Origin of the sequence: Pleurocapsa minor HA4230-MV1, from assembly GCA_019359095.1 — a bacterium.
Lineage (GTDB): Bacteria > Cyanobacteriota > Cyanobacteriia > Cyanobacteriales > Xenococcaceae > Waterburya > Waterburya minor.
In genome coordinates, this window is record JAHHHZ010000025.1 from 127,491 (window position 1) to 147,761 (window position 20,271).

The 20,271-nt window shown below is 40.8% G+C and carries 19 protein-coding genes; 8 read left to right on the forward strand and 11 right to left on the reverse strand.

From position 1 onward, the window contains the following. Positions 1-17 precede the first annotated feature (17 nt). A complete protein-coding gene (locus tag KME09_17245; protein ID MBW4535686.1) occupies positions 18-581 on the forward strand; it encodes a Uma2 family endonuclease in 564 nt (187 codons plus the stop codon). 105 nt (positions 582-686) lie between these two features. Here KME09_17245 and KME09_17250 read toward each other — a convergent pair whose 3' ends face one another. Further along, entirely contained in the window at positions 687-1,244 is a 558-nt protein-coding gene (locus tag KME09_17250; GenBank protein ID MBW4535687.1) for an SHOCT domain-containing protein, read from the reverse strand. A gap of 571 nt (positions 1,245-1,815) precedes the next feature. Here KME09_17250 and sufC point away from each other — a divergent pair. Genes sufC through KME09_17265 form a run of 3 tightly spaced genes read left to right on the forward strand, consistent with a single transcriptional unit; the run spans position 1,816 to position 5,177 of the window. Next, positions 1,816-2,592: a Fe-S cluster assembly ATPase SufC gene (gene sufC, locus KME09_17255; protein ID MBW4535688.1), complete on the forward strand. Its 777-nt coding sequence runs from the start codon at positions 1,816-1,818 to the stop codon at positions 2,590-2,592. Continuing rightward, positions 2,592-3,902 carry a Fe-S cluster assembly protein SufD gene (sufD, locus tag KME09_17260; GenBank protein ID MBW4535689.1) on the forward strand — a complete coding sequence of 437 codons (1,311 nt, stop codon included), beginning with the start codon at positions 2,592-2,594 and terminating at the stop codon, positions 3,900-3,902. The genes sufC and sufD overlap by 1 nt, the downstream gene beginning before the upstream one ends. A 12-nt stretch (positions 3,903-3,914) precedes the next feature. Next, positions 3,915-5,177, forward strand: a complete 1,263-nt coding sequence (locus KME09_17265; protein MBW4535690.1) for a SufS family cysteine desulfurase — start codon at positions 3,915-3,917, stop codon at positions 5,175-5,177. Between the two features lie 281 nt (positions 5,178-5,458). Here the strand turns inward: KME09_17265 and KME09_17270 are convergent, their stop codons facing one another. Both KME09_17270 and KME09_17275 read right to left on the reverse strand, forming a co-directional pair. Beyond that, positions 5,459-5,680, reverse strand: a complete 222-nt coding sequence (locus tag KME09_17270) for a hypothetical protein (GenBank protein ID MBW4535691.1) — start codon at positions 5,678-5,680, stop codon at positions 5,459-5,461. Between the two features lie 61 nt (positions 5,681-5,741). Beyond that, positions 5,742-6,086 (reverse strand): toxin-antitoxin system HicB family antitoxin, encoded by a 345-nt coding sequence (locus tag KME09_17275; GenBank protein MBW4535692.1) that lies wholly within the window; start codon positions 6,084-6,086, stop codon positions 5,742-5,744. A gap of 272 nt (positions 6,087-6,358) precedes the next feature. On the opposite strand from KME09_17275, the gene chlP reads away from it, so the two are divergent. Beyond that, positions 6,359-7,582 carry a geranylgeranyl reductase gene (gene chlP / locus KME09_17280; protein ID MBW4535693.1) on the forward strand — a complete coding sequence of 408 codons (1,224 nt, stop codon included), beginning with the start codon at positions 6,359-6,361 and terminating at the stop codon, positions 7,580-7,582. A gap of 122 nt (positions 7,583-7,704) precedes the next feature. Here chlP and crcB read toward each other — a convergent pair whose 3' ends face one another. From crcB to KME09_17295, 3 genes are all read right to left on the reverse strand, one after another. After that, entirely contained in the window at positions 7,705-8,103 is a 399-nt protein-coding gene (crcB, locus tag KME09_17285) for a fluoride efflux transporter CrcB (protein MBW4535694.1), read from the reverse strand. 180 nt (positions 8,104-8,283) lie between these two features. Beyond that, positions 8,284-11,562: an efflux RND transporter permease subunit gene (locus KME09_17290; protein MBW4535695.1), complete on the reverse strand. Its 3,279-nt coding sequence runs from the start codon at positions 11,560-11,562 to the stop codon at positions 8,284-8,286. Between the two features lie 123 nt (positions 11,563-11,685). Further along, complete coding sequence (locus tag KME09_17295) at positions 11,686-13,032, reverse strand: efflux RND transporter periplasmic adaptor subunit (GenBank protein MBW4535696.1); 1,347 nt, start codon at positions 13,030-13,032, stop codon at positions 11,686-11,688. Positions 13,033-13,132: 100 nt separating this feature from the next. Here KME09_17295 and KME09_17300 point away from each other — a divergent pair, with 100 nt between their 5' ends. Continuing rightward, positions 13,133-13,624 (forward strand): helix-turn-helix transcriptional regulator, encoded by a 492-nt coding sequence (locus KME09_17300; protein ID MBW4535697.1) that lies wholly within the window; start codon positions 13,133-13,135, stop codon positions 13,622-13,624. 33 nt (positions 13,625-13,657) lie between these two features. Beyond that, positions 13,658-14,824: an LptF/LptG family permease gene (locus KME09_17305; GenBank protein MBW4535698.1), complete on the forward strand. Its 1,167-nt coding sequence runs from the start codon at positions 13,658-13,660 to the stop codon at positions 14,822-14,824. A gap of 87 nt (positions 14,825-14,911) precedes the next feature. On the opposite strand, the gene KME09_17310 is transcribed toward KME09_17305, so the two are convergent. Next, positions 14,912-16,303, reverse strand: a complete 1,392-nt coding sequence (locus tag KME09_17310) for an aminopeptidase P family protein (GenBank protein ID MBW4535699.1) — start codon at positions 16,301-16,303, stop codon at positions 14,912-14,914. Positions 16,304-16,369: 66 nt separating this feature from the next. Here KME09_17310 and KME09_17315 point away from each other — a divergent pair, with 66 nt between their 5' ends. Continuing rightward, positions 16,370-16,783: a DUF4332 domain-containing protein gene (locus KME09_17315; GenBank protein MBW4535700.1), complete on the forward strand. Its 414-nt coding sequence runs from the start codon at positions 16,370-16,372 to the stop codon at positions 16,781-16,783. A 345-nt stretch (positions 16,784-17,128) separates the two neighbouring features. Here KME09_17315 and KME09_17320 read toward each other — a convergent pair whose 3' ends face one another. The 4 genes from KME09_17320 to KME09_17335 form a co-directional block, all read right to left on the reverse strand. Further along, a complete protein-coding gene (locus KME09_17320) occupies positions 17,129-17,371 on the reverse strand; it encodes a hypothetical protein (GenBank protein MBW4535701.1) in 243 nt (80 codons plus the stop codon). Between the two features lie 292 nt (positions 17,372-17,663). Next, positions 17,664-18,281 (reverse strand): DUF721 domain-containing protein, encoded by a 618-nt coding sequence (locus tag KME09_17325; protein MBW4535702.1) that lies wholly within the window; start codon positions 18,279-18,281, stop codon positions 17,664-17,666. Between the two features lie 69 nt (positions 18,282-18,350). Then, positions 18,351-19,151, reverse strand: coding sequence for a peptidoglycan editing factor PgeF (pgeF, locus tag KME09_17330; protein MBW4535703.1), 801 nt, complete (start codon positions 19,149-19,151; stop codon positions 18,351-18,353). A 269-nt stretch (positions 19,152-19,420) separates the two neighbouring features. Next, complete coding sequence (locus tag KME09_17335) at positions 19,421-20,230, reverse strand: hypothetical protein (GenBank protein ID MBW4535704.1); 810 nt, start codon at positions 20,228-20,230, stop codon at positions 19,421-19,423. Between the last annotated feature and the right edge of the window lie 41 nt (positions 20,231-20,271).

A 20,271-nucleotide genomic window follows, 5' to 3' on the forward strand; every position in this document is an offset into this window, starting at 1 on the left:
GCACGAGAAAAGTTGCAATGAATACTGTGGTATTAAACTTAGAGCCAATTCCTCACTTAACGGATGAGCAATTTTATCAACTGTGTGTTGCCAATCGCGATTTAAACCTGGAAATGAATGCAGCAGGAGAATTAATCATCGTGCCACCAGTCGGCGGAGAAAGCGGTAATCAAGAAGCAGAACTAATTACTGATTTAGAGATTTGGAATCGTCAGGCTAAATTAGGCAAAGTGTTTAGTTCTTCAACTATTTTTATCCTTCCTAACGGTGCAAAACGCTCTCCTGATGCTGCTTGGGTCAAGTTAGAAAGATGGGAAAATTTGACCCCAGAACAACGAAAAAAATTTCCTACCCTGATACCAGACTTTTTGATTGAACTGCGTTCAGAGACAGACAGACTAACAACGCTGCAAGAAAAAATGCATGAATACATCCAAAATGGTCTGCGTTTAGGTTTGCTGATTAATCCCCAAGATGCACAGGTAGAAATTTACCGCTTAGGAAAAACTGTAGAAGTTAAACAAATGCCAGCAATTATTTCTGGAGAAGATATACTACCTGGATTTGAGTTAGAAGTGTAGAAAGTGCGATCGCCTTACCCAAAATATTTATTTTATTAACTAAAAGCTGGATGACTATTTTTTGATAGCGATCGCATCTTCAGCAACTTGACTTCTAATACGATGCTATATTTGCTCAATTATTTTCTTGCGCTTTTCCTCATATTCTTCTTGAGTTAACAAACCAATCTGATATGCTTCATTAAGTTTTTCTAAAAGAACAAGAGATTTACCAGAACTCTGAAGAGACTGAGAGGCAACCTTCTTACGAGAAGTTACTTCTTTTTTCTGTGCTTTGAGATCTTTCAACTCACCTTTTAGAATAGCAATTTGTCCTTGAATCTGTCGGACAAGTTCTTGAGAATTTTGCTTGCCGTGCTTAATTTCAGCTCTTTTAGCTGCCACATTTCGGGCAATACCAGCATTATAACTAGCTGCTTCTTTTCGGCGTGCAGCCCGATATTTTGCTCCTAACAATGTACCGCCAAGACCTCTTCCCATTGACTGAGTTTGCGCTCTTGCCTGAGCCGCAGATAATGACAAAGACGAGTTAGCATCTACCCAGCTTTGTACATTTTGCTTTGCGCCTTCGAGTTGAGATGTAAGTTGTGACAGTTGCGCTTCGACTTCAGAGATTCGACGTTCTAAAGTCGCTGCGATCAGGGAATCATCTTGCTGAACCATGATTAATAATAAGCAAAAGTTTTGAACATATACGAAGCAAGCAGTCCAAAAGGCTACCACTTCTCTTAATTACAGATAATGCCCAAAAACTGATGTTGATTAACAGTAATCGATGAATCTAACAGAACGTCTCTACCAGCCAATTGAATCGTAGAACTACATTATTATACGGAAACTTTCTGTATATCTACCCCAATAGGTTATGTTATCCAGAATTATTCTTGATATTCACCATATGTGGGGCGTTATCTGGAATTGTCGCGTATATTATTCTTTTTTTGCGCATTATCCAGGAATTTTTTTAAATGTCATACATTTGATTTAAGATGCACTGCTTTTATTAAAATCGTGTCTACTACATATTGAGCGTTGATTAATGCGATCGCCCATCAGCTAAAAAAAAATCAGATTCACCACAATTTTGACAACAGGTTGATGGTTGATATAGTCTACAATAAACTTAAACAACAAAAACGTTGTTTTAATCTATAATTCTATAGTTCTTTTCAGCGTATATCTTCTGCCTGAGAATATTACAGCCCACAGTTATCAATTGTTTATTTAGCAAACAATGAGTGAAACGATTTTATCAATACGTAATTTAACCGCCAATGTAGACGGGACTCCCATTCTTAAAGGAGTCAATTTAGAAATCAACGCTGGAGAAGTCCATGCAATTATGGGGCGTAACGGCTCAGGAAAAAGCACCCTTGCCAAAATTATTGCGGGGCATCCAGACTACGAAGTTACTGGTGGAGAAATTATTTATCAGGGCAAAAATGTTGTTGATTTAGAACCCAATGAAAGAGCTAATAGCGGTATCTTTTTAGCCTTTCAATATCCGATGGCAATTCCAGGGGTTAGTAATCTCGATTTTATGCGGGTAGCATATAATGCTAAACGAAAGTATCAGGGATTAGAAGAGATTGACACCTTTGATTTTGACGACTTGATTGAAGAAAAGTTAGAAGTTGTCAAAATGAAGTCTAGCTTTTTAGAGCGTAGTCTTAATGAGGGTTTTTCTGGAGGAGAGAAAAAACGCAACGAAATTCTCCAGATGGCATTGTTAGATCCTACTTTAACTATTCTCGATGAGATCGATTCAGGATTAGATATTGATGCCTTGAGAATTGTTTCTGATGGTGTAAATCAGCTGAAGACTCCTGAGAAATCTCTGTTGGTAATTACTCACTATCAACGTCTACTCGATTATATTGAGCCAGATTTTATTCATGTAATGCAGGAAGGCAAGATTATTACTAGTGGTGGTAAAGAACTGGCACTAGAACTAGAGTCTCGTGGTTACGATTTCCTGGATGATAAATTTAAGGTGGAGGCAGGAATTTAATGGCGGTACAAATTCCTTTTGCAACTATTTCGCAGATTCATCAAGATACTGTAGTAGAGGATATTTTCTTTACTGGTTTATTGCAGCAGTGTCAGGTAAATCAAGCTGCACCTCAATGGCTGATAGATATTCGCCAGCAGTCTAAAAGCTGGTTGTCTCGTTTATCAGTGCCGACAAAAAAAGATGAAGATTGGCGCTTTATCGATTTATCGTCTTTAACAGCAGGTAAATTCGTCACCCCAGTAAGGGCGAACGGCCGTTCGCCCCTACCTGAAACAAACAATAGCCGTTTGATCTTTGTCAACGGGATTTACAACGCTGAATTATCTAACGTTGCCCAATTGCCTCAAGGAATATATGTCGGCAGTTTAAACAACTTGCCCGATCGCTACGATGCTGCAAAATACTTTGCCCAACAACCAGGCGCTGATGCGTTTACTGCTTTAAATACCGCAGGGGGTGATGATGTGGCAGTAGTTTGGCTCGATAAAAACGTTGTAGCTGAAACGCCGATCCAGTTGATCTTTATTGCTGATGGCGAAACAGAGGCTAGTTTTGCTCAACCTCGGACATTGGTAGTGGCAGAAACAAGTTCTAGTATTTCTCTAATTGAAGAATATCTCGGCACAGGGGAATACTTTACCAACGCTGTAACTGAAATTTTTGTTCAAAATAATGCCAGAGTAAATCATACTCGCCTACAGCAAGAATCAGACTCTAGCTATCATATTGGTAAAACTGCCGTAGCTCAAGAGCGTGATAGTCACTATACTCTCAATGAGATCAATCTAGGGTCAAAACTCTGTCGTCATAACCCTGAAATGTGGCAGCAGGGACAGCAAACCGAGACGAACCTTAATGGCTTAACTGTAGCTACAGGAGAACAGATATCCGATACTCATAGTATTATTGCTTTATCTAAACCCTCTGGCACTACAAACCAACTGCATAAATGTATCATTGGCGATCGCGCTCATACAGTATTTAACGGCAAGGTATTTGTCACTAAGGAAGCACAGTTAACGGATGCTACCCAACTAAACCGTAACCTGATGCTCTCTCCTAAAGCTAGAGTCGATACTAAACCAGAATTACAGATTACCGCCGATAATGTTAAGTGCGCTCATGGGGCAACGGTAAGCCAGTTAGAAGCCGAAGAAATATTCTATCTTCGTAGTCGTGGTTTGAGCCAAGATGATGCCAACCAACTATTAATCGATGCCTTTGCCAAGGAGATTATCGATCGCCTTCCCTTAGAATCCCTGAGAAATAGAATCACCCAAACTATCGAGCAGAAAGTAAAGCATTAACTAGTAATCAACATGACTTTTACCCAATCAAAGACTTTAGGCGATCGCGTTAGAGATGATTTTCCGATTCTTCACCAAAAAGTTAACGATAATCCTTTAATTTACTTTGATAGTGCTGCTTCTTCCCAAAAACCCCAGGCGGTACTAGATGCTCTGCAACATTATTACCGAAGAGATAATGCGAATGTTCACCGTGGCGCTCACACCCTTAGCGGTAGGGCGACGGATGCTTATGAAGGGGCAAGAGATAAAGTTGCTCAGTTTATTAACGCTGCTGATCGTGATGAAATCATCTATACTCGCAATGCCAGCGAAGCAATTAACCTGGTGGCATACAGTTGGGGATTAGCTAATTTAAAACCTGGGGATGAAATCATTCTTTCCGTCATGGAACACCACAGTAATATTGTTCCTTGGCAGCTCATTGCTCAAAAGACTGGTGCAGTAATTAAATATGTTGAATTAACCCCTAGCGAAGAGTTTGATTTTGCCCAGTACCAATCCCTACTGTCTGACAAAACTAAGCTAGTCTCGATTGTTCATGTCTCCAATGCCTTGGGGGTAATTAACCCTGTTACCGAAATTACCGCCGAAGCTCACAAATACGGCGCAAAAGTACTAATTGATGCCTGCCAAAGTGTACCTCATCTGCCTATTGATGTTCAAGCGATCGACTGTGACTGGTTAGTCGCTTCAGGACATAAAATGTGTGCGACTACGGGGATCGGTTTCCTCTACGGTAAAAAAGATCTTTTATTAGCCATGCCTCCCTTTATGGGTGGAGGGGAAATGATTGATGAAGTATTTCTCGATCATTCCACCTACGGCGACTTACCCCATAAGTTTGAAGCGGGAACCCCTGCTATCGGTGAGGCGATCGCTTTAGGGGCAGCAGTAGATTATCTTAATAGTATCGGCATGGACAAGATCCACGCCTACGAAGAAGAATTGACCGCCTACTTATTTAAGCAACTGGAAACTATTCCTGACATCAGAATTTACGGCAAGAAACCGACTCCAGACGGCAAAGGTAGAGCAGCCTTAGCAGCTTTCAACATTCCAGGTGTTCATGCCAGCGACCTAGCGACCCTCCTCGATCAAGAAGGAATTGCCATTCGCTCAGGACATCACTGCACTCAACCTTTACACCGCATCTTAAACGCTGCTGGTAGCGCTAGAGCCAGCTTGTATTTCTATAACACCAGGGAAGAGATTGATGTGTTTGTGGAAGCTTTGAAAAGTACGATTGAGTTTTTTCAGAGTATGAATGAGTAGATATCATATTACTTCCCTTTCTACAAATACAAATATTGGGCTGACTTAACTCAAAAGCAGTTCATATTCATCATGAGTACCAATCCACACCCAGTAATAATCATCACCTTTTTTAAGAGCCAAAGCACGGTAATTTTGAGTAATACGAGCAGACCAAAGATTTTTTCCTACTTTTTTAAAATGTTAAAGATGGATGGGACTGGTTTTCTTGCCAAAGTTGATAAGTTTTACGAGCTTGTTTTCTGATTTTTAACGGAAGCTTGGCGTGTGAATTCCAAAAATCAGGTGTTGTCAATGATTTCATCTAAATCTTTCACCTGATGAGCTTGGATGTCAGATTCAACTTTAGCAATAAACTTATCTAGTATTCCTGTTGCTAAATCAGTTTGGATTTGTCGATCCCAAGCATCATCAAGATATCCATTTAACCAACCTGCAAGTTTGCGAGCTTCAACTGTTGATAATTCTTTGATCGCCTCTTCGATTTCTGTAAGAGTTTTCATCTCTAGTAAATTTTGCAAATATATCTTAATGTTGCCATAGAAATGAGTCATCTGGATAGAATTACTTCCCTGCTAATTTAGTGCTTACAAGAGCATTAAGGGAAATTCCAGCCTGTGCAGCTTCAATAGCTAAAGCTCTGTGAACTCGTTTATCAATACGAACGTTAAAACAGCCACTGTAGTCTTTACGAGATGGGGCAATTGGTATTTTTTCGCCGTCTTCTTCGTAGTCCTCCTTGACCATTTCCCAGGCTAGGTAAAGCTCCTCCAATGCCTCATCTGCTGTGTCTCCATGAGCGGATACGTTTGGGAGTTCTACTAGATGTGCTATCCAATCTTGCTCATCGTCAAGATAAAGATTGATGGTAAAACCGTCCCAATCATAATTTCTAGGTTTCTTGTTCATAATTCTTGTCATGATCTCAACTCGGCAACACCGAATAAAGTTTTGTTACCTCAGTTGTTAAGCAGTATTTCAACTTTCATCGAATCAGGCGATCGCTTAAAAATAACCTAAAGCATCGTGATAGTATCCATTCTAGAGATGATCGGAGATTACTAAAAAATTTAGTATGCGATCGCTAAATTTGCTGTAAGCATGAGTAAAAATTCAACAACAATTTACTGATGGATGCAGCTTTAGTAAAAATTGATTTATAGATATTTAGGAGAAAAACTTTGGGATTAAGGGTAGCCGTTGTCGGTTCAGGGCCAGCAGGGTCATCAGCCGCAGAAGTTTTAGCCAAAGCAGGTATTGAAACTTATTTATTTGAGCGTAAGCTAGACAACGCCAAACCTTGTGGCGGTGCAATTCCTCTTTGTATGGTGGATGAGTTTGATTTGCCCCAAAAAATTATCGATCGGCAAGTCAAAAAAATGAAAATGATTTCCCCCTCCAACAGAGAAGTCAATATCGGCTCAACGCTTAAAAATGGGGAATACATCGGCATGTGTCGCCGAGAAGTCTTAGATGGTTTTTTACGCGATCGCGCAGCGGAATTGGGAGCCAATCTCATTAACGGTACTGTCTATCAGTTAGATATCCCCGATAGTGACAAAGATCCTTACACTCTTCACTATGCTGACCATTCTGGTGGTTCTGTCAAAGGAGAAATGAAAACCCTGAAGGTGGATCTCGTCATCGGTGCTGATGGTGCTAACTCCAGAATTGCCAAAGCGATCGATGCTGGCGATTACAACTATGCGATCGCTTTCCAAGAGCGTATCCGCTTGCCCGAAGACAAAATGGCATACTATGAAGATCTGGCAGAAATGTATGTCGGTGATGATGTTTCTACAGATTTTTATGCTTGGGTATTCCCTAAATTCGACCACGTAGCGGTTGGTACGGGAACCATGAAAGTTAACCAAGCCGATATCAAAAAGCTCCAGGCTGGCATCCGCAAACGCGCTGCTAAAAGATTAGAAGGTGGCAAAATTATCAAAGTTGAAGCTCACCCCATTCCCGAACATCCACGTCCTCGTCCCATCCGTGGCAGAGTGGCTCTAGTTGGTGATGCTTTGGGTACTGTTACCAAGTCTTCGGGTGAAGGTATTTACTTTGCAGCCAAATCTGGTCGTATGTGTGCGGAAATGATCGTAGAGCGATCGCAAAACGGACAGAGAATTCCTACCGAGAAAGACCTCAAGGACTTCATGAAGCTGTGGAACAAAGAATACGGTGCAACTTATCTAGTATTGGATATCCTACAACGAGTTTTCTATCGTAGTGATGCTACCCGCGAAGCCTTTGTGGAAATGTGCGACGATATCGATGTTCAGAAAATGACTTTTGATAGCTATCTTTATAAAACAGTAGTTCCTGCTAATCCTCTAACTCAAATGAAGGTGACAGCAAAAACTCTTGCTAGTTTGCTGAGAGGCAATGCTTTAGCACCCTAAGTAATTACTGATTACTGATTACTAATTACTGATTGTTCAGTAATCTTCTCTCGCATCAGGTTATTTAACCTGGTGTTTTTTTGTGTTTAATTAAAGAATTTTTGCTTTTTTATTTTCTTTACCTATCTCATTAATCTAGCTGCAACTATTCCCAGATATAGACTGAAAGCACCGATCGCAGCACTACCAAACCAATATATTATGGCTTTATTAAAACTAGATTCTTGTACCAGGTTAATCGTATCCAGCTCATAGGTAGAGAAGGTGGTGTAAGAACCAAGAAAACCAGTGGCAATCAGTAGACGAACCTCTGGGGAAATAGCTAAGACTCGCTCTAGCACTAAACTGGTTAATAAACCCAGCGCAAAAGAACCTGTCAGGTTAATAATTAGCGTTCCGTAGGGAAAATTTGTTCCTAAACGTTGAGTTATCCAGATACTTAAATAATAGCGACTAAGAGCGCCAGCGATCGCACCTAAGCTGACCGCAATTGGGTTTCGTACAGACTGTTTTTCAAGCACTTCAGGAATAAAGTCAGAAGTTATAGTCACAAAGTAATTTAAATTGCTCAAAGAAAATCTCATTTGCATAATCGTAGCTGTATTTTGTTTGGTCTTAACTAATCAGGAGAAGATCTAAGCAAGAAAACAATACGAGCTTGAGCAAATGAGATACTTTAAATTTGATTTAAATTAACTAACCTATGAATTGGAATCAAGTTGATAGTTAGGAGCTAGTTCGGTTGCTGATTTTTCTCGATCGACAACGCGCTGATGATGATCATCTGTCTTACTGTTACTTCCTGGGCCTCCAGAGTCTTTATCTTTTTTAATATAAGACTCAAGACTTTTAACCATGATATAAAGAGACGGGACTAAGAAGAGACTTAAGACAGTGGCAAAGAGCATTCCGCCAAATACTGCTGTCCCTAATGACCAACGACTAGAAGCACCAGCGCCAGTAGCCACAACTAAAGGAAAGAAACCAATCAAACTGGAGATAGCAGTCATCAAAATAGGACGAAAACGTTCTTGTCCCGCCTTAATTGCTGCTTTAGTCGTGTTTACTCCCTGTTCTTTTAGTTGATTAGCATATTCCACAATCAGAATCGCGTTTTTACTAGCCAATCCAATTAGCATCACTAATCCCACCTGAACGTAAACATCGTTGTTGATAATCGGCCAAATACTACCAGCCTGGAGGATATTTGCCCGTAACCAAATAGCAGCGATCGCACCTAACACCGCCAAAGGTACAGTGAGAATAATAATAAATGGATCGACATAGCTTTCGTATTGAGCGGCCAAGACTAGGAATGCCATCAATAAGCCCAGACCAAAGATCCATACTGACTGTCCGCCAGCCGATTTTTCTTCTAGGGCTGTCCCCGTCCATTCATAACCCAAACTAGCAGGTAAAACTTCTGTTGCTATCTCTTCCATTGCTTGAATTGCCTGTCCTGTACTAAAGCCAGGGGCAGGAGAACCTTGAATGTTAATTGAGCGGAAAAGATTGTAGTGAGTAATGGTTTGCGGGCCAGTAAATTCTTGTAACTCGACAAGAGTACCTAACGAGACTAATTGACCATTAGCAGAACTTACATAGAGTTTATTAATATCCTGGGGATTAGCGCGAAAATTAGTATCTGCCTGAACATAAACACGATATTGTCTTTGTTCGAGGACAAAATCATTAACATATCGAGAACCTAAATAAGATTGCAGGGTATCAAAAATATCGTCAACGTTAATCCCCAAGGCTTTAGCGCGATCGCGATTTACTGATACTTCAATTTGCGGAGTATTAGCAGCAAACTGGGTAAAAACGCTGCTCAGTTCTGGTCTTTGGCTAGCAGCAGCAATTACTTTATTAGCATTTTCTACTAGCACTGAGATCGGTAAGCCAATCCGATCTTGTAGTTGGAATTCAAAACCACCAAAGGTACTCAAACCCCTGACAGGAGGAGCGTTAACTGCTAAAGCTCTTGCCCCTGTAATACTTTGAAGAGAAGCATTCAGCCGACCCAAAATTGAATAAACTGATTGTTCCGTATTGGCTCTCTCATCCCAAGGTTTAAGTTTAGTGAAAACAAAACCGCGATTACTACCGTTACCGTCAAAACCAAAACCACTTAGGGTAAAGTAACTTTCAACATCTTCGATCTTGCTTATTTGCCCCCCGATTTGATCCATGATGTCCTGGGTATAGTTGAGGGATACACCATCAGGAGCTTGAGCAATGGTGAAAAAATAACCCTGGTCTTCTTCGGGAATAAAGCCTGTAGGAACTAAGTTGTACAAAAAGTAGGTAAACAAGATCAACGCAATAAAGCCAGCTAAAACAAAAAGACGAATTAATTTTTTCGTCAAGAAAGTAATTGCTTGGGTATATTTAGCTGTAATCCAGCCAAATACTTGATTAAACTTGTTAAAAAACCTACCTAAAATATTTCTATTTCTATTGGGGTTTGTCGGACGGAGTAAGATACCTGCCATAGCAGGGGAGAAAGAAATAGCATTAAAGGTAGAAAGAGCGATCGCAAAAACAATAGTTAAAGAAAATTGCTTAAAAATTACTCCCGTCGAACCTGGAAAGAAAGATACAGGGATAAATACCGCCATTAAAACTAAAGATGTGGCAATTACTGCCCCAGTTAACTCATCCATGGCTTCTATTGCCGCTAAACGAGGCTGCATACCCCGCTCAACTTTAGTCGCGATCGCTTCTACCACCACAATGGCATCATCTACTACTACCCCTGTAGACAGCACCATCGCAAATAGAGTCAGGGTATTAATTTGAAACCCGAAGATGTTCAGAAAAGTAAATGCCCCAACCAAAGCTACAGGAATAGCGATCGCGGGAATCAGCGTAGTTCGCCAGTCTTGCAAAAAGATAAACAGAATTAAGACTACTAGCAAAATTGCTTCCACTAGAGTTTTTACCACTTCTCTTAAAGACACCTGCACAAATTCAGTCGCATCCAAAGCTAATTGGTAATTCATCCCTGGCGGAAATGCCTGAGACAGTTCGGCGATCTTTGCTTTAACTGCTGTACCAACTTCTAAAGCATTACTCCCAGGCAACTGAAACACCCCAATCGCCACAGCAGATTTACCTTGAAACTTGGCTGAAGTATCGTAATTTTCTGCGCCTAATTCAGCTCGACCAACATCTTTAAGTTTAATTAAATTACCACCTTCTCCTGTAGCGACTACCAGATTTTCAAATTCTTCGACACTAGCTAATCTACTGGCAGCACGGAGAGTAAACTCAAATCTTTGATCGGCAGGAGCGGGCTGTTGACCAATTTTACCAGCACCTACTTGAATATTTTGTTCTTCTAGAGCATCTACTACAGCATCCGCACCCAGATTACGAGCTGCCAAAGCATCAGGATCGAGCCAAAGACGCATGGCATATTTTCGCTCACCAAAAATAACTGCTTGTCCTACACCTTCGATTCTTTTGATTTGATCGAGTACATAAAGATCGAGATAGTTACTTAAAAATAGGTCGTCATATTCGCCATTATCAGCATAAAAAGAAGTCGCTAATAACAAGTCTGGGGAGGATTTCTGGACAGTTACGCCAGTTTGTTGAACAGAACTTGGTAATTGAGGTTCAGCTAAAGCAACTCTATTCTGCACGTTGACTTGGGCAATATCACGGTCTATCTCTGGAGGAAAAGAAACTACAATACTGCTAACACCATCATTACTGGTATTGGAGGAGATATAACTCATATTCTCCACCCCATTGATTTCTCGTTCAATGACGCTTGTAACGTTCGTTTCTGCCGTTTCCGCATCCGCACCAATATAAGCAGAACTAACCTCTACCTGGATCGGCGCAATTTGTGGCAGCTGAGAGATAGGCAGCATCGGGATACTTATTGCCCCAATTAACACCGTAATAATCGCAATCACCGTCGTTAAGATGGGTCTTTTGATAAAAGTATTTGCAATACTAAGGATCATGATTTTTTGAGTAGAGGGTGATTATTGATTACTGATTACTGATTACTGATTATTTGCCCTAAAGGATTCCCTACGGTCACGAAGCTTATTCTTTAGGACTAATTATTAATTACTAATTGGTAATTACTGATTACTAGTTTGCGCTGATTGGGTAGCGACAGCTTCTGTGGTAATCAAAGCACCGTCGGTAAGGTTGAGAATTCCTGAAGTAATTAAGCGATCGCTGGGTTTTAAACCTGAAAGTACCTGATAGGATTGTCCTTGAATTGCTCCTAGTTCCACAGGTTTTTGTTTCGCCACCATGGCAGTTTTGCCGTCTTTTTGTTTTTGCTCTACCGCTACAAATACAAAGCTTTTGCCTGCCAAACGAGAGATTGACTCAGTGGGAATTAAAATACCTTGTTGTTCAGACCAAATAACTCTGGCATTGACCACGGTATCATCTTTGAGTTGTCCGTTATTATTAATTGCTGCTTTAACTAGAACTCCCTGACTGTTGCGATCTGCACGGGGGGAAATAAAGCTAATGTCACCTTCGGCGATCGCTTTGCTTTGACGATCGACAACCTCGACTGGTAAACCTAATTTTAATTGCCCAGCCTGTTCGATCGGAACGTTGATATTTAGTTCTAAGGCATTATCTTGAGTAATACTAGTTACTTGCGCTCCAACTTGAACATAATCACCAACTTTAGGCTGAATATCCCCTACAACTCCATCTATCGGTGCAGTAAGACGATTAAAATCTAGGTTATCGGTAGCAATGCCGACTCTCGCTTCTGCTTGTTGGAGGGCAGCTTTTTGTCCAGCGATCGCCGCTCTGGCTGAATTAACTCTTGCTCGAGTAGCAGCCAGAGTTTTTTGACTGGAATTTACAGCTGCTTTTAGGGCATCGGTTTGGGCTTTGGCTGCGTTTAAATCTCTGATGCTATTGTCTAAACTTTGTTGTGACTGCGCACCTTGTTTCACCAAAAATTTAGCTCTTTCTAGATTAGTTTGGGCTAGTTTTAATCTCGCCTCTTGTTCTCTTAGATCCGCTTGACTTTGCTGCACCGCTGCTTCGGCGCTGGCTACTTCTGCTTCTACTGCGCTTAATTCGGCTTCAGCATCACTGACATTAGCTCGTTGAATACTCACTTCCGACTGGGCTGCCTCTACTTCTCCCTGTTCTCTATCTAGCTGTAGTTCTAAAATTAAATCGCCTTTTTTGACGGTGTCTCCTTCTTGTACGGCAATTTGTATTACCCTACCAGCCACTCTGGGGGCAAGAGCAACTCTTTGTTTAGCTTCTAGGCTACCAACAAATTCCGAGCTTGATTGTACCTGATTATTGCCTAAATTTTTGACTTCGACAGGAACGGCAGGTGGTGGAGCTTGTGCTTCTGGCTGTTGTTTACCACAGCCTGTTAAAACCAAAAACAACAAGGATGCACCCAGGACTTTGCTGGCGATTGCGCTATTTTTCTGCATAGCAATATAAATAATTATAGGGTTGTATCTCTTGGTTTATAATATGGCGTATCTAGACTCTTTTATACAAGTAGGTACTTAAAAGTTATATAGTCACCTTATGGTTTCCAACTCAGAGCCAGAACTTATTTTAGATCAAGATTGCCCTGTACTCCAGGTGATTGACATTGTGGGGGACAAATGGACCTTGCCAGTTTTGTATGTCCTTAAACAAGGTACAAAAAGGTATAGTGAGATACAGCGAGAAATACCAGGAATATCTAAAAAAATGCTGACTCAAACCTTAAGAAGGCTAGAATCAGACAATATCTTAAAACGGAAAATTTATCCTGTCGTCCCTCCCAAGACGGAGTATACTTTAACTGCTTTTGGCAATCAGCTAATTAAACCTTTAGAAGTTTTGGCGGACTGGGCATGGGAGCATCAAGCCGAATTAAAATTAATTTGCGATCGCAGAGGCTTGGCACGTCCTAAAGGATTAGCTCCTAACGTCGCGTCACGCGAAGCTAGTCCTTTAGGGAAGCCTCATCGCCGTCAAAAATCTGCTGCTAAAAAATTACAAAATTCTAACAAAAAGCCGAATTCAGGTTAGGCTACGGCTAAGTTTTGTTTCTTCTCTGTACCCATGAAAATTGGCGCTTTAAAATTAATCGATCGCAAGAGAGTTGGTTTATCCGTGATGAATCTCTACATCATCAAGGAACTAACCCTACCGTTTTTATTTGGCATGGGTATCTTTACTTCTTTAGGTTTATCTATTGGCGCAGTTTTTGAGTTAATTCGTGAGGTGACGGACTCAGGACTAGATTGGAGCGTAGCTGCCAAAATTATGTTGTTGAGAATGCCAGAGTTTGCCGTATTTGCCTTCCCGATGTCAATCTTGCTGGCAACTCTGATGACCTATAGTCGGCTTTCTAGTGATAGTGAACTCATTGCTTTGCGAAGTATTGGTGTCAACATTTATCGTTTAATCATGCCAGCGATCGCTTTTAGCTTGTGTGTTGTGGCAATAACTTTTTGGGTTAATAATTTTGTCGCTCCCGCAGCTAGCTATCAGGCTGAATCGACTCTCAAACAGGCATTAGGAGAAACCCGTCCCGAATTTGAGACGAAGAATATTCTGTTTCCTGAGTATGCAGAAATTGAGACAGAAAATGGTGAGACACAAGAGGTATTGACCCGCTTATTTTATGCTGAAAAATTTAACGGTCAGCAAATGACCAACCTGACAGTATTAGACCGTTCCCGTAGACCAGTTAGTCAAATTGTCGTAGCGCGATCGGCTCAATGGAATATCTTAGAAAATATTTGGGATTTCTATGACGGTACGATTTATCTAATTGGTTCAGATGGAGGCTACAACAATATCGTTCGTTTCGAGCATCAAAAGTTAGCCTTACCAAAAGAGGCGCTCGATATCACCCAAACAAGCCGAAAACCTAATGAAATGAACATTTTTCAAGCAATCGAATATCTGGAATTAATTAAACCTGGTAGTGATGAACCCAGAATTCGCAAGTGGCAGGTACGGATTCACGAAAAGATTTCAGTGCCGTTTGCCTGTTTAGTGTTTGCCATGATCGGTGCAGTATTGGGGGTTCAACCTCAAGACTCGGGTAAAGCAACTAGTTTTGGTATTTGCATTATGCTGATTTTTGGCTATTATTTACTCTCGTTTATTTCTCAATCTCTGGGTATTTCAGGAGCTATTCCTCCTTGGTTAGCTGCTTGGTTGCCCAATTTCATTGGCTTCGGGGCTGCTACTGGTTTATTAGCCAAAGCGATGGATTAAGATTATTCTTTTATTTGAATAGACTACGCTGTTGATTAACTAGTTTTTAGCTCTTAGCTTTTAGCTTTTAGCTTTTAACTCTTTAAATTAATTATTCAAAACTAAGTTTTCAACCTCTGCTATTTTTGTTGGTAACTCTTTAGTTAAGACTTCTGAACCAGATTCAGTGACTAAAATATCATCTTCAATGCGAATACCTCTAACATCAGCAAACTGCGCCAAGCGCTCCCAATTAACTACATCCTGGTACTTAGCCCGAAAATTAGCATCATTTAAAATCGCGGGTACTTGATAAAAACCTGGCTCAATCGTAACGAGCATTCCTGACTGGAGAGGACGGTTCAATCTCAGATAACCTAAGCCAAAGCGATCGCTTCTAATTCTTCCTGGTGCGTATCCTGCCACATCTCCTAAGTCTTCGAGATCATGCACATCTAAACCTAGTAAATGTCCAATACCGTGAGGAAAAAAGAGGGCGTGGGCATCCATGGCGACTAAATCTTGAGGCTTACCTAGAAGAATACCTAAATCGACTAAACCTTGGGCAATTGTCTCGGCTGCTAGTAAATGAATGTCTTGATATTCTACTCCAGGATGTAGTTTGGCAATACAATCGTCGTGAGCCTTGAGAACTAGTTGATAAATATCTCTTTGAGTAGCCGAAAACTTGCCTGAAACTGGCCAAGTGCGCGTAATATCTGCTGCCCAACCATTCGCAGTTTCTGCCCCCACATCTGCCAGTAAAAGATCTCCTGGCTGTAGCTGATGGTGATAAGACTCGTTATGCAATACTTCTCCCTGTACGGTGACAATACTGTTGTACGCACAGGTCATATTGTGAGCGATAATTACTCCTTCCATTGCTCCGCGTATTTCGGCTTCCGTGGTGGCGTTTTTGGTTGTTCGCATTCCTGCTAGGTGAGCCTTAACTGATACCGCAGCGGCGGAACGTAATTCTTGTAAGGCTAAATTGTCGTGGCGCGATCGCAATTTTACCAACGCTTGAGCAAGTTCTAAATCAATATTGGCTGCTCGATCGGACAAAGCTATAGGGCGGTTTAATAACTGACACTGTTGTTGATAAGTAGCCAAATCTTGGCTCGAAATAGTAGCTGCATCTGCGGTTTTGCTGGTCAATTCTGCCAAAGGATATACTCGCTCTGCGCCAATCATCGCCCCTAGTTCATCTCGACTAGGTGTTGCACCATGCCATAGAGTGGCTTCTGCTGGTGGATTATCGATAAATAATTCTAATTCCCCTGCTGATAAACGAATAGCTGCGTTGTTTAAAGGGATTCCTGCAAAATAGAGAAAATGACTACTAGCGCGAAAAGGAAGCTTGTTTGCGGGAAAATTGCGTCCGACAAAATTACCAGACCACAAAATAACTGGATGTTTAATTAGCTGCGCTAGTTTTACTCTTCTTTGTTTTAAAGCTTCGATTAAAAAGCGATCGCTTAAGGCACTCAAGACAACCATTTTATTTTTTTTACTAATCAATACCAATTAGTATAGATAATTCTCCACTCTCAATTAACCAAAGCCATGCAACCCCAATATTGGTCGATCAATCTCTTACCAGGATTGATGTTAAACGAACAAAAACTGTTGAAAACTCAGGGAATAGAAAATACTCTAGATTTACTTAAACAGACTAAAACTCAAGAGTCAAAGCTAAATTTAGCTAGTAAACTCAAGTTGCACCAGAAACACCTCAATAAGTGGATTGCTCTGTCAGATTTAGCTTGTATTCCTAGTGTCGGCAGACAATATTGTGGACTATTGCTACATGCAGGTATAGCCTCCGTACTTCAACTCGCTCAAACCCCTTTCCATCGCCTACATTCCCAGATTATTCGCTTACAAGTGGCAACTATAGGTCGAAAAGATTTAACCTCAGTATCACAAGTAAAACAATGGGTCGAAGAGGCAAAGATACTCAGTAGGAATAGGTTTTAATTTCCAGTATCGCGATCCCGAAGGGTAGGCGCGACGCGAAGCTAGTCCTTTAGGGGAGCCTAATCGCTTTATCAATGATCAGATAGATCAGTGAACAATTGATAGCGAAGTGCGACGCGCGACGCGACGTAAGGAGCTAGTCCTTTAGGGAAGCTAGTCCTTTAGGATATCCTTTAGGATTAATCAGGTTTAAGACCTCTTTTCAATTTTTCAATGAACAGTGATCATTGCTCACTGTTAAATGATCCATCGAATGTATAAATTTAAATCAAACTAACAAATTTTCATATACTATATAAATTATTCTGTTTTAGGAACAGCTAGTTGAGAGCGATCGCTTTTGATTTAATTGTCAGCTAGCTGAGGAATTATTCTCTCAGGAGAATCTAGGGCGATTGAGGTTTCTAACTGAAAAATATCTTCCAGTTTTTGCAAAGTGGTATCAAAAGGAGGACAGGCAAAATCGCAAGCTTTCCAACTACTTTGGACTGGCACGCCTAATATTTGGCACGAACCACCCCTGCGTCCTTCTGGCTCGTAAAAACGGCAGTAGCGACAGGCAGAAGTTGAAAAATTTCTTTCTTTCATTTGGGTTTTTTAACTCGGTTTTTATTCAATTCCGCTATCTACATTTTGCTTGGTCTTCATAATCTAACTAATCCAATTCAAATCAATATCTAGCCTGGGTTATAGTGATCCCCAGGGGGTCTTAATGCTTTATATTGTTTTTATAATTGATTAACGAACAGAAACGAACACACATTTAAAAAAAAAAGAAAGTAGCACAAAATACTTTCTCCTCTTTATTTTCTTGAAGATTTAGTTAAAAAACTCGATAGGGATCATGAACAAAGAACTCAGTTTTCTTTATATTCTCTTTTTATTCTGGCTGGGGAAAAACTGGGGGACAATATTCTTCTGACCATTTTTGAGCGACACAATGATGGCATAAATTCCATCGGCTTAGTTCTGCTTGAGATACCCGTGAATTACACTTAGGACAAGCTAAAGTATCTTTAGTCTGTTCAATAGTTCTCAGCCAGCGTTGAGCAGCATTTTTAGCCCGCTCTTGAGCAGATAGGCTATTTGCTTTGTCCTGATGATCTTGTTTTAAAACAGCGTCAAGATCGCGAGGGATTATGGTTTTATGGCGATCGCTAATGGTAAATAAAGCTTGAGTCTCTTGCAGATAGGTCTTCTGATGCCATTGAGACGAGGAAAAATGAAGATCTTTAATTTCAGTAGTCAGCTGTTGATTAAGTCTTTTCAGCAGAGTGTATCTTTGAAAAGAAAGCTCCTGCGCCCTGGCTGCACTGGAAGTCGCTACATAAAGTATTTGCCGATTAAGATAAAGAGGGCGAGTAGACTGGGCAACTTGTTGGCTAACCACTCGCTCCCAACATTGTAGTAACTGACGATATGCGCGAAATTGCTCCCAGCCAGGCTGGCTTTCTAGCTGAGTCAGGATTTGTTCTACAGAATTGAAGTGCAAGGACATGAGGAAATAGGAAATAGGAAATAGGAAATAGGAAATAGGAAGTAGTATTTCAAAAATGTCCTAACGTTTTTACGTAGGTCTATAATTAGAGACAATTCCTGACCATTGGACTTTCTTTTCACCTGTGCGTCGGTAGGAGAAAAATAAATCCTGTGACTGAAATGTACAGTAAGGAGCGATCGCAATTTGTTCTGGATTAATTCCTAGCTGTTCGAGTTGAATTTGATTGACTCGTGGCACATTTAAACGGACTTTTCCTGATACCTCATCATCTAAGATTGGTGCATTGGGCAACTGCTTTAGTTTACTCAAAATTGTTTCAGGTTCTAAGTCATTATCGGGCATAAGAGTTTGACTAACTTCAATTGCCACTCTTTCATCTACCTGATACATTTTCCCTGAAATAGCTGGGCCGATCGCAATTCGCAGAGCGGATTTTTCACTACCAAAAGCTAAAAATCTGGCGATCGCTTGGGGGACAATTTTTTGCGCTGTACCTCGCCAGCCTGCGTGAATGGCACATACTTGTCCTGTAACTACATCCCCAATTAAGACGGGAGTACAGTCGGCACTAGCTGCCCAAACAGATTGTTGCGGGCGATCGCTAATTACGGCATCAGCTTCGGCTAATTTATCAGCATCATCTTGCCGATCTAATGTATCTGTGATTTCTTGGGGAGTTAAAACTATATTGCCGTGTATTTGCTTGACTCGATAGGCAGTTATTGGCGATCGCCAAATAGAAGTTAGATCTTCGGGGGGGCGAGGATAAAATTCTTGAGTAAAAAAGCCGTGTTGCCAAGGGGACAGTAAATCACAGGTGAGATAGGAATAATTCTGCCAAGTTTGCCAATGCCAGTGCTGATTCATTAATTTTTACAACAGATTGAGATTAAAACTTAGAGTTGAATAACGCATAATTTTGATTAGACGCTTTTGCTCGATACCCTCATAAAATTTTAAGGACTAGAGAGAGTAGAGAATAACACCTTTAATTTAGGCTATTTTTCTAACTTCAACTCTAATCCTTGGGTAAGATTGAAAGCTATTGAAAATTTTGGTGGCTCAAAAAGATTTTTGAGCTAAGTCTGGTTAATTCGCGATCGCCAACAGTAAAGATGCTTAGAGCTTTTTGATCATTAGTTTGAAACGACTGCTACGTAGAGCTTGGTCTCCTGGTCATATCTCCAAGCAATTCCTTCAGGATCTTTGCTCATGCTCCATAGTTCAAAATCTGGATCGGATTTGCGTCTGCCAACTGTACTGGAATTTAGGTCGAGGCGTTTTGCTAGTTCAGCTTGAATCAATGATTGACCAGCATCAATAGAAGTGGCTTGATTGATAGTTGAACTATCTGTCTCGGACTCAGGACTAATTGCAGTGGACTGGGGATCTGCTTTGGTAATCAGGGCAACAGAAGATGATTCGGCTTCTTTAGCACTATCGTCAGCGTCGGCTTCGTTTTGTTCTTGTTTCGCCAATTGAGCAATGCCTCTAACAGATAATTTACTAGAGTCTTTGGCTGCTAATTGGTATGAGTTTATTGCTGGTTCTGGTTCACTATCGTCTAAAATACTACCTAAAGCACTAGCGGTAGGAAAGTAGTAAACTACTCCTTTATTGGCTACATTTTTTGGCTGAGTGCCGTACTCTTCGCTTTTACGAGCGAGGAATGCTTTAGCAGCACTGGCGGTTAGGTTGGCTTTTACGGATAGGTCTACTGGAGTTACATAGCCTCTAGTTTCCTTAATTAGCTGATTAAAATAAGGATTGATTTCTGCACACCATTTTTGCCACTTATAGTCTTGCCAAATTTTGAAAGCGACGATCATTGCTGCAATTAAGAGCAAGAATGGCCATAGCATATACAAAACTACAAAACCAAAAGCCACGGGGATGAGCAGAACTAAAGCGCCAGCAGAGCCATTATCTAGTACTTTTCCAGTCATAGTTGTGGTTGCAATTGCTAAAATTTACAGATTGCAAGATT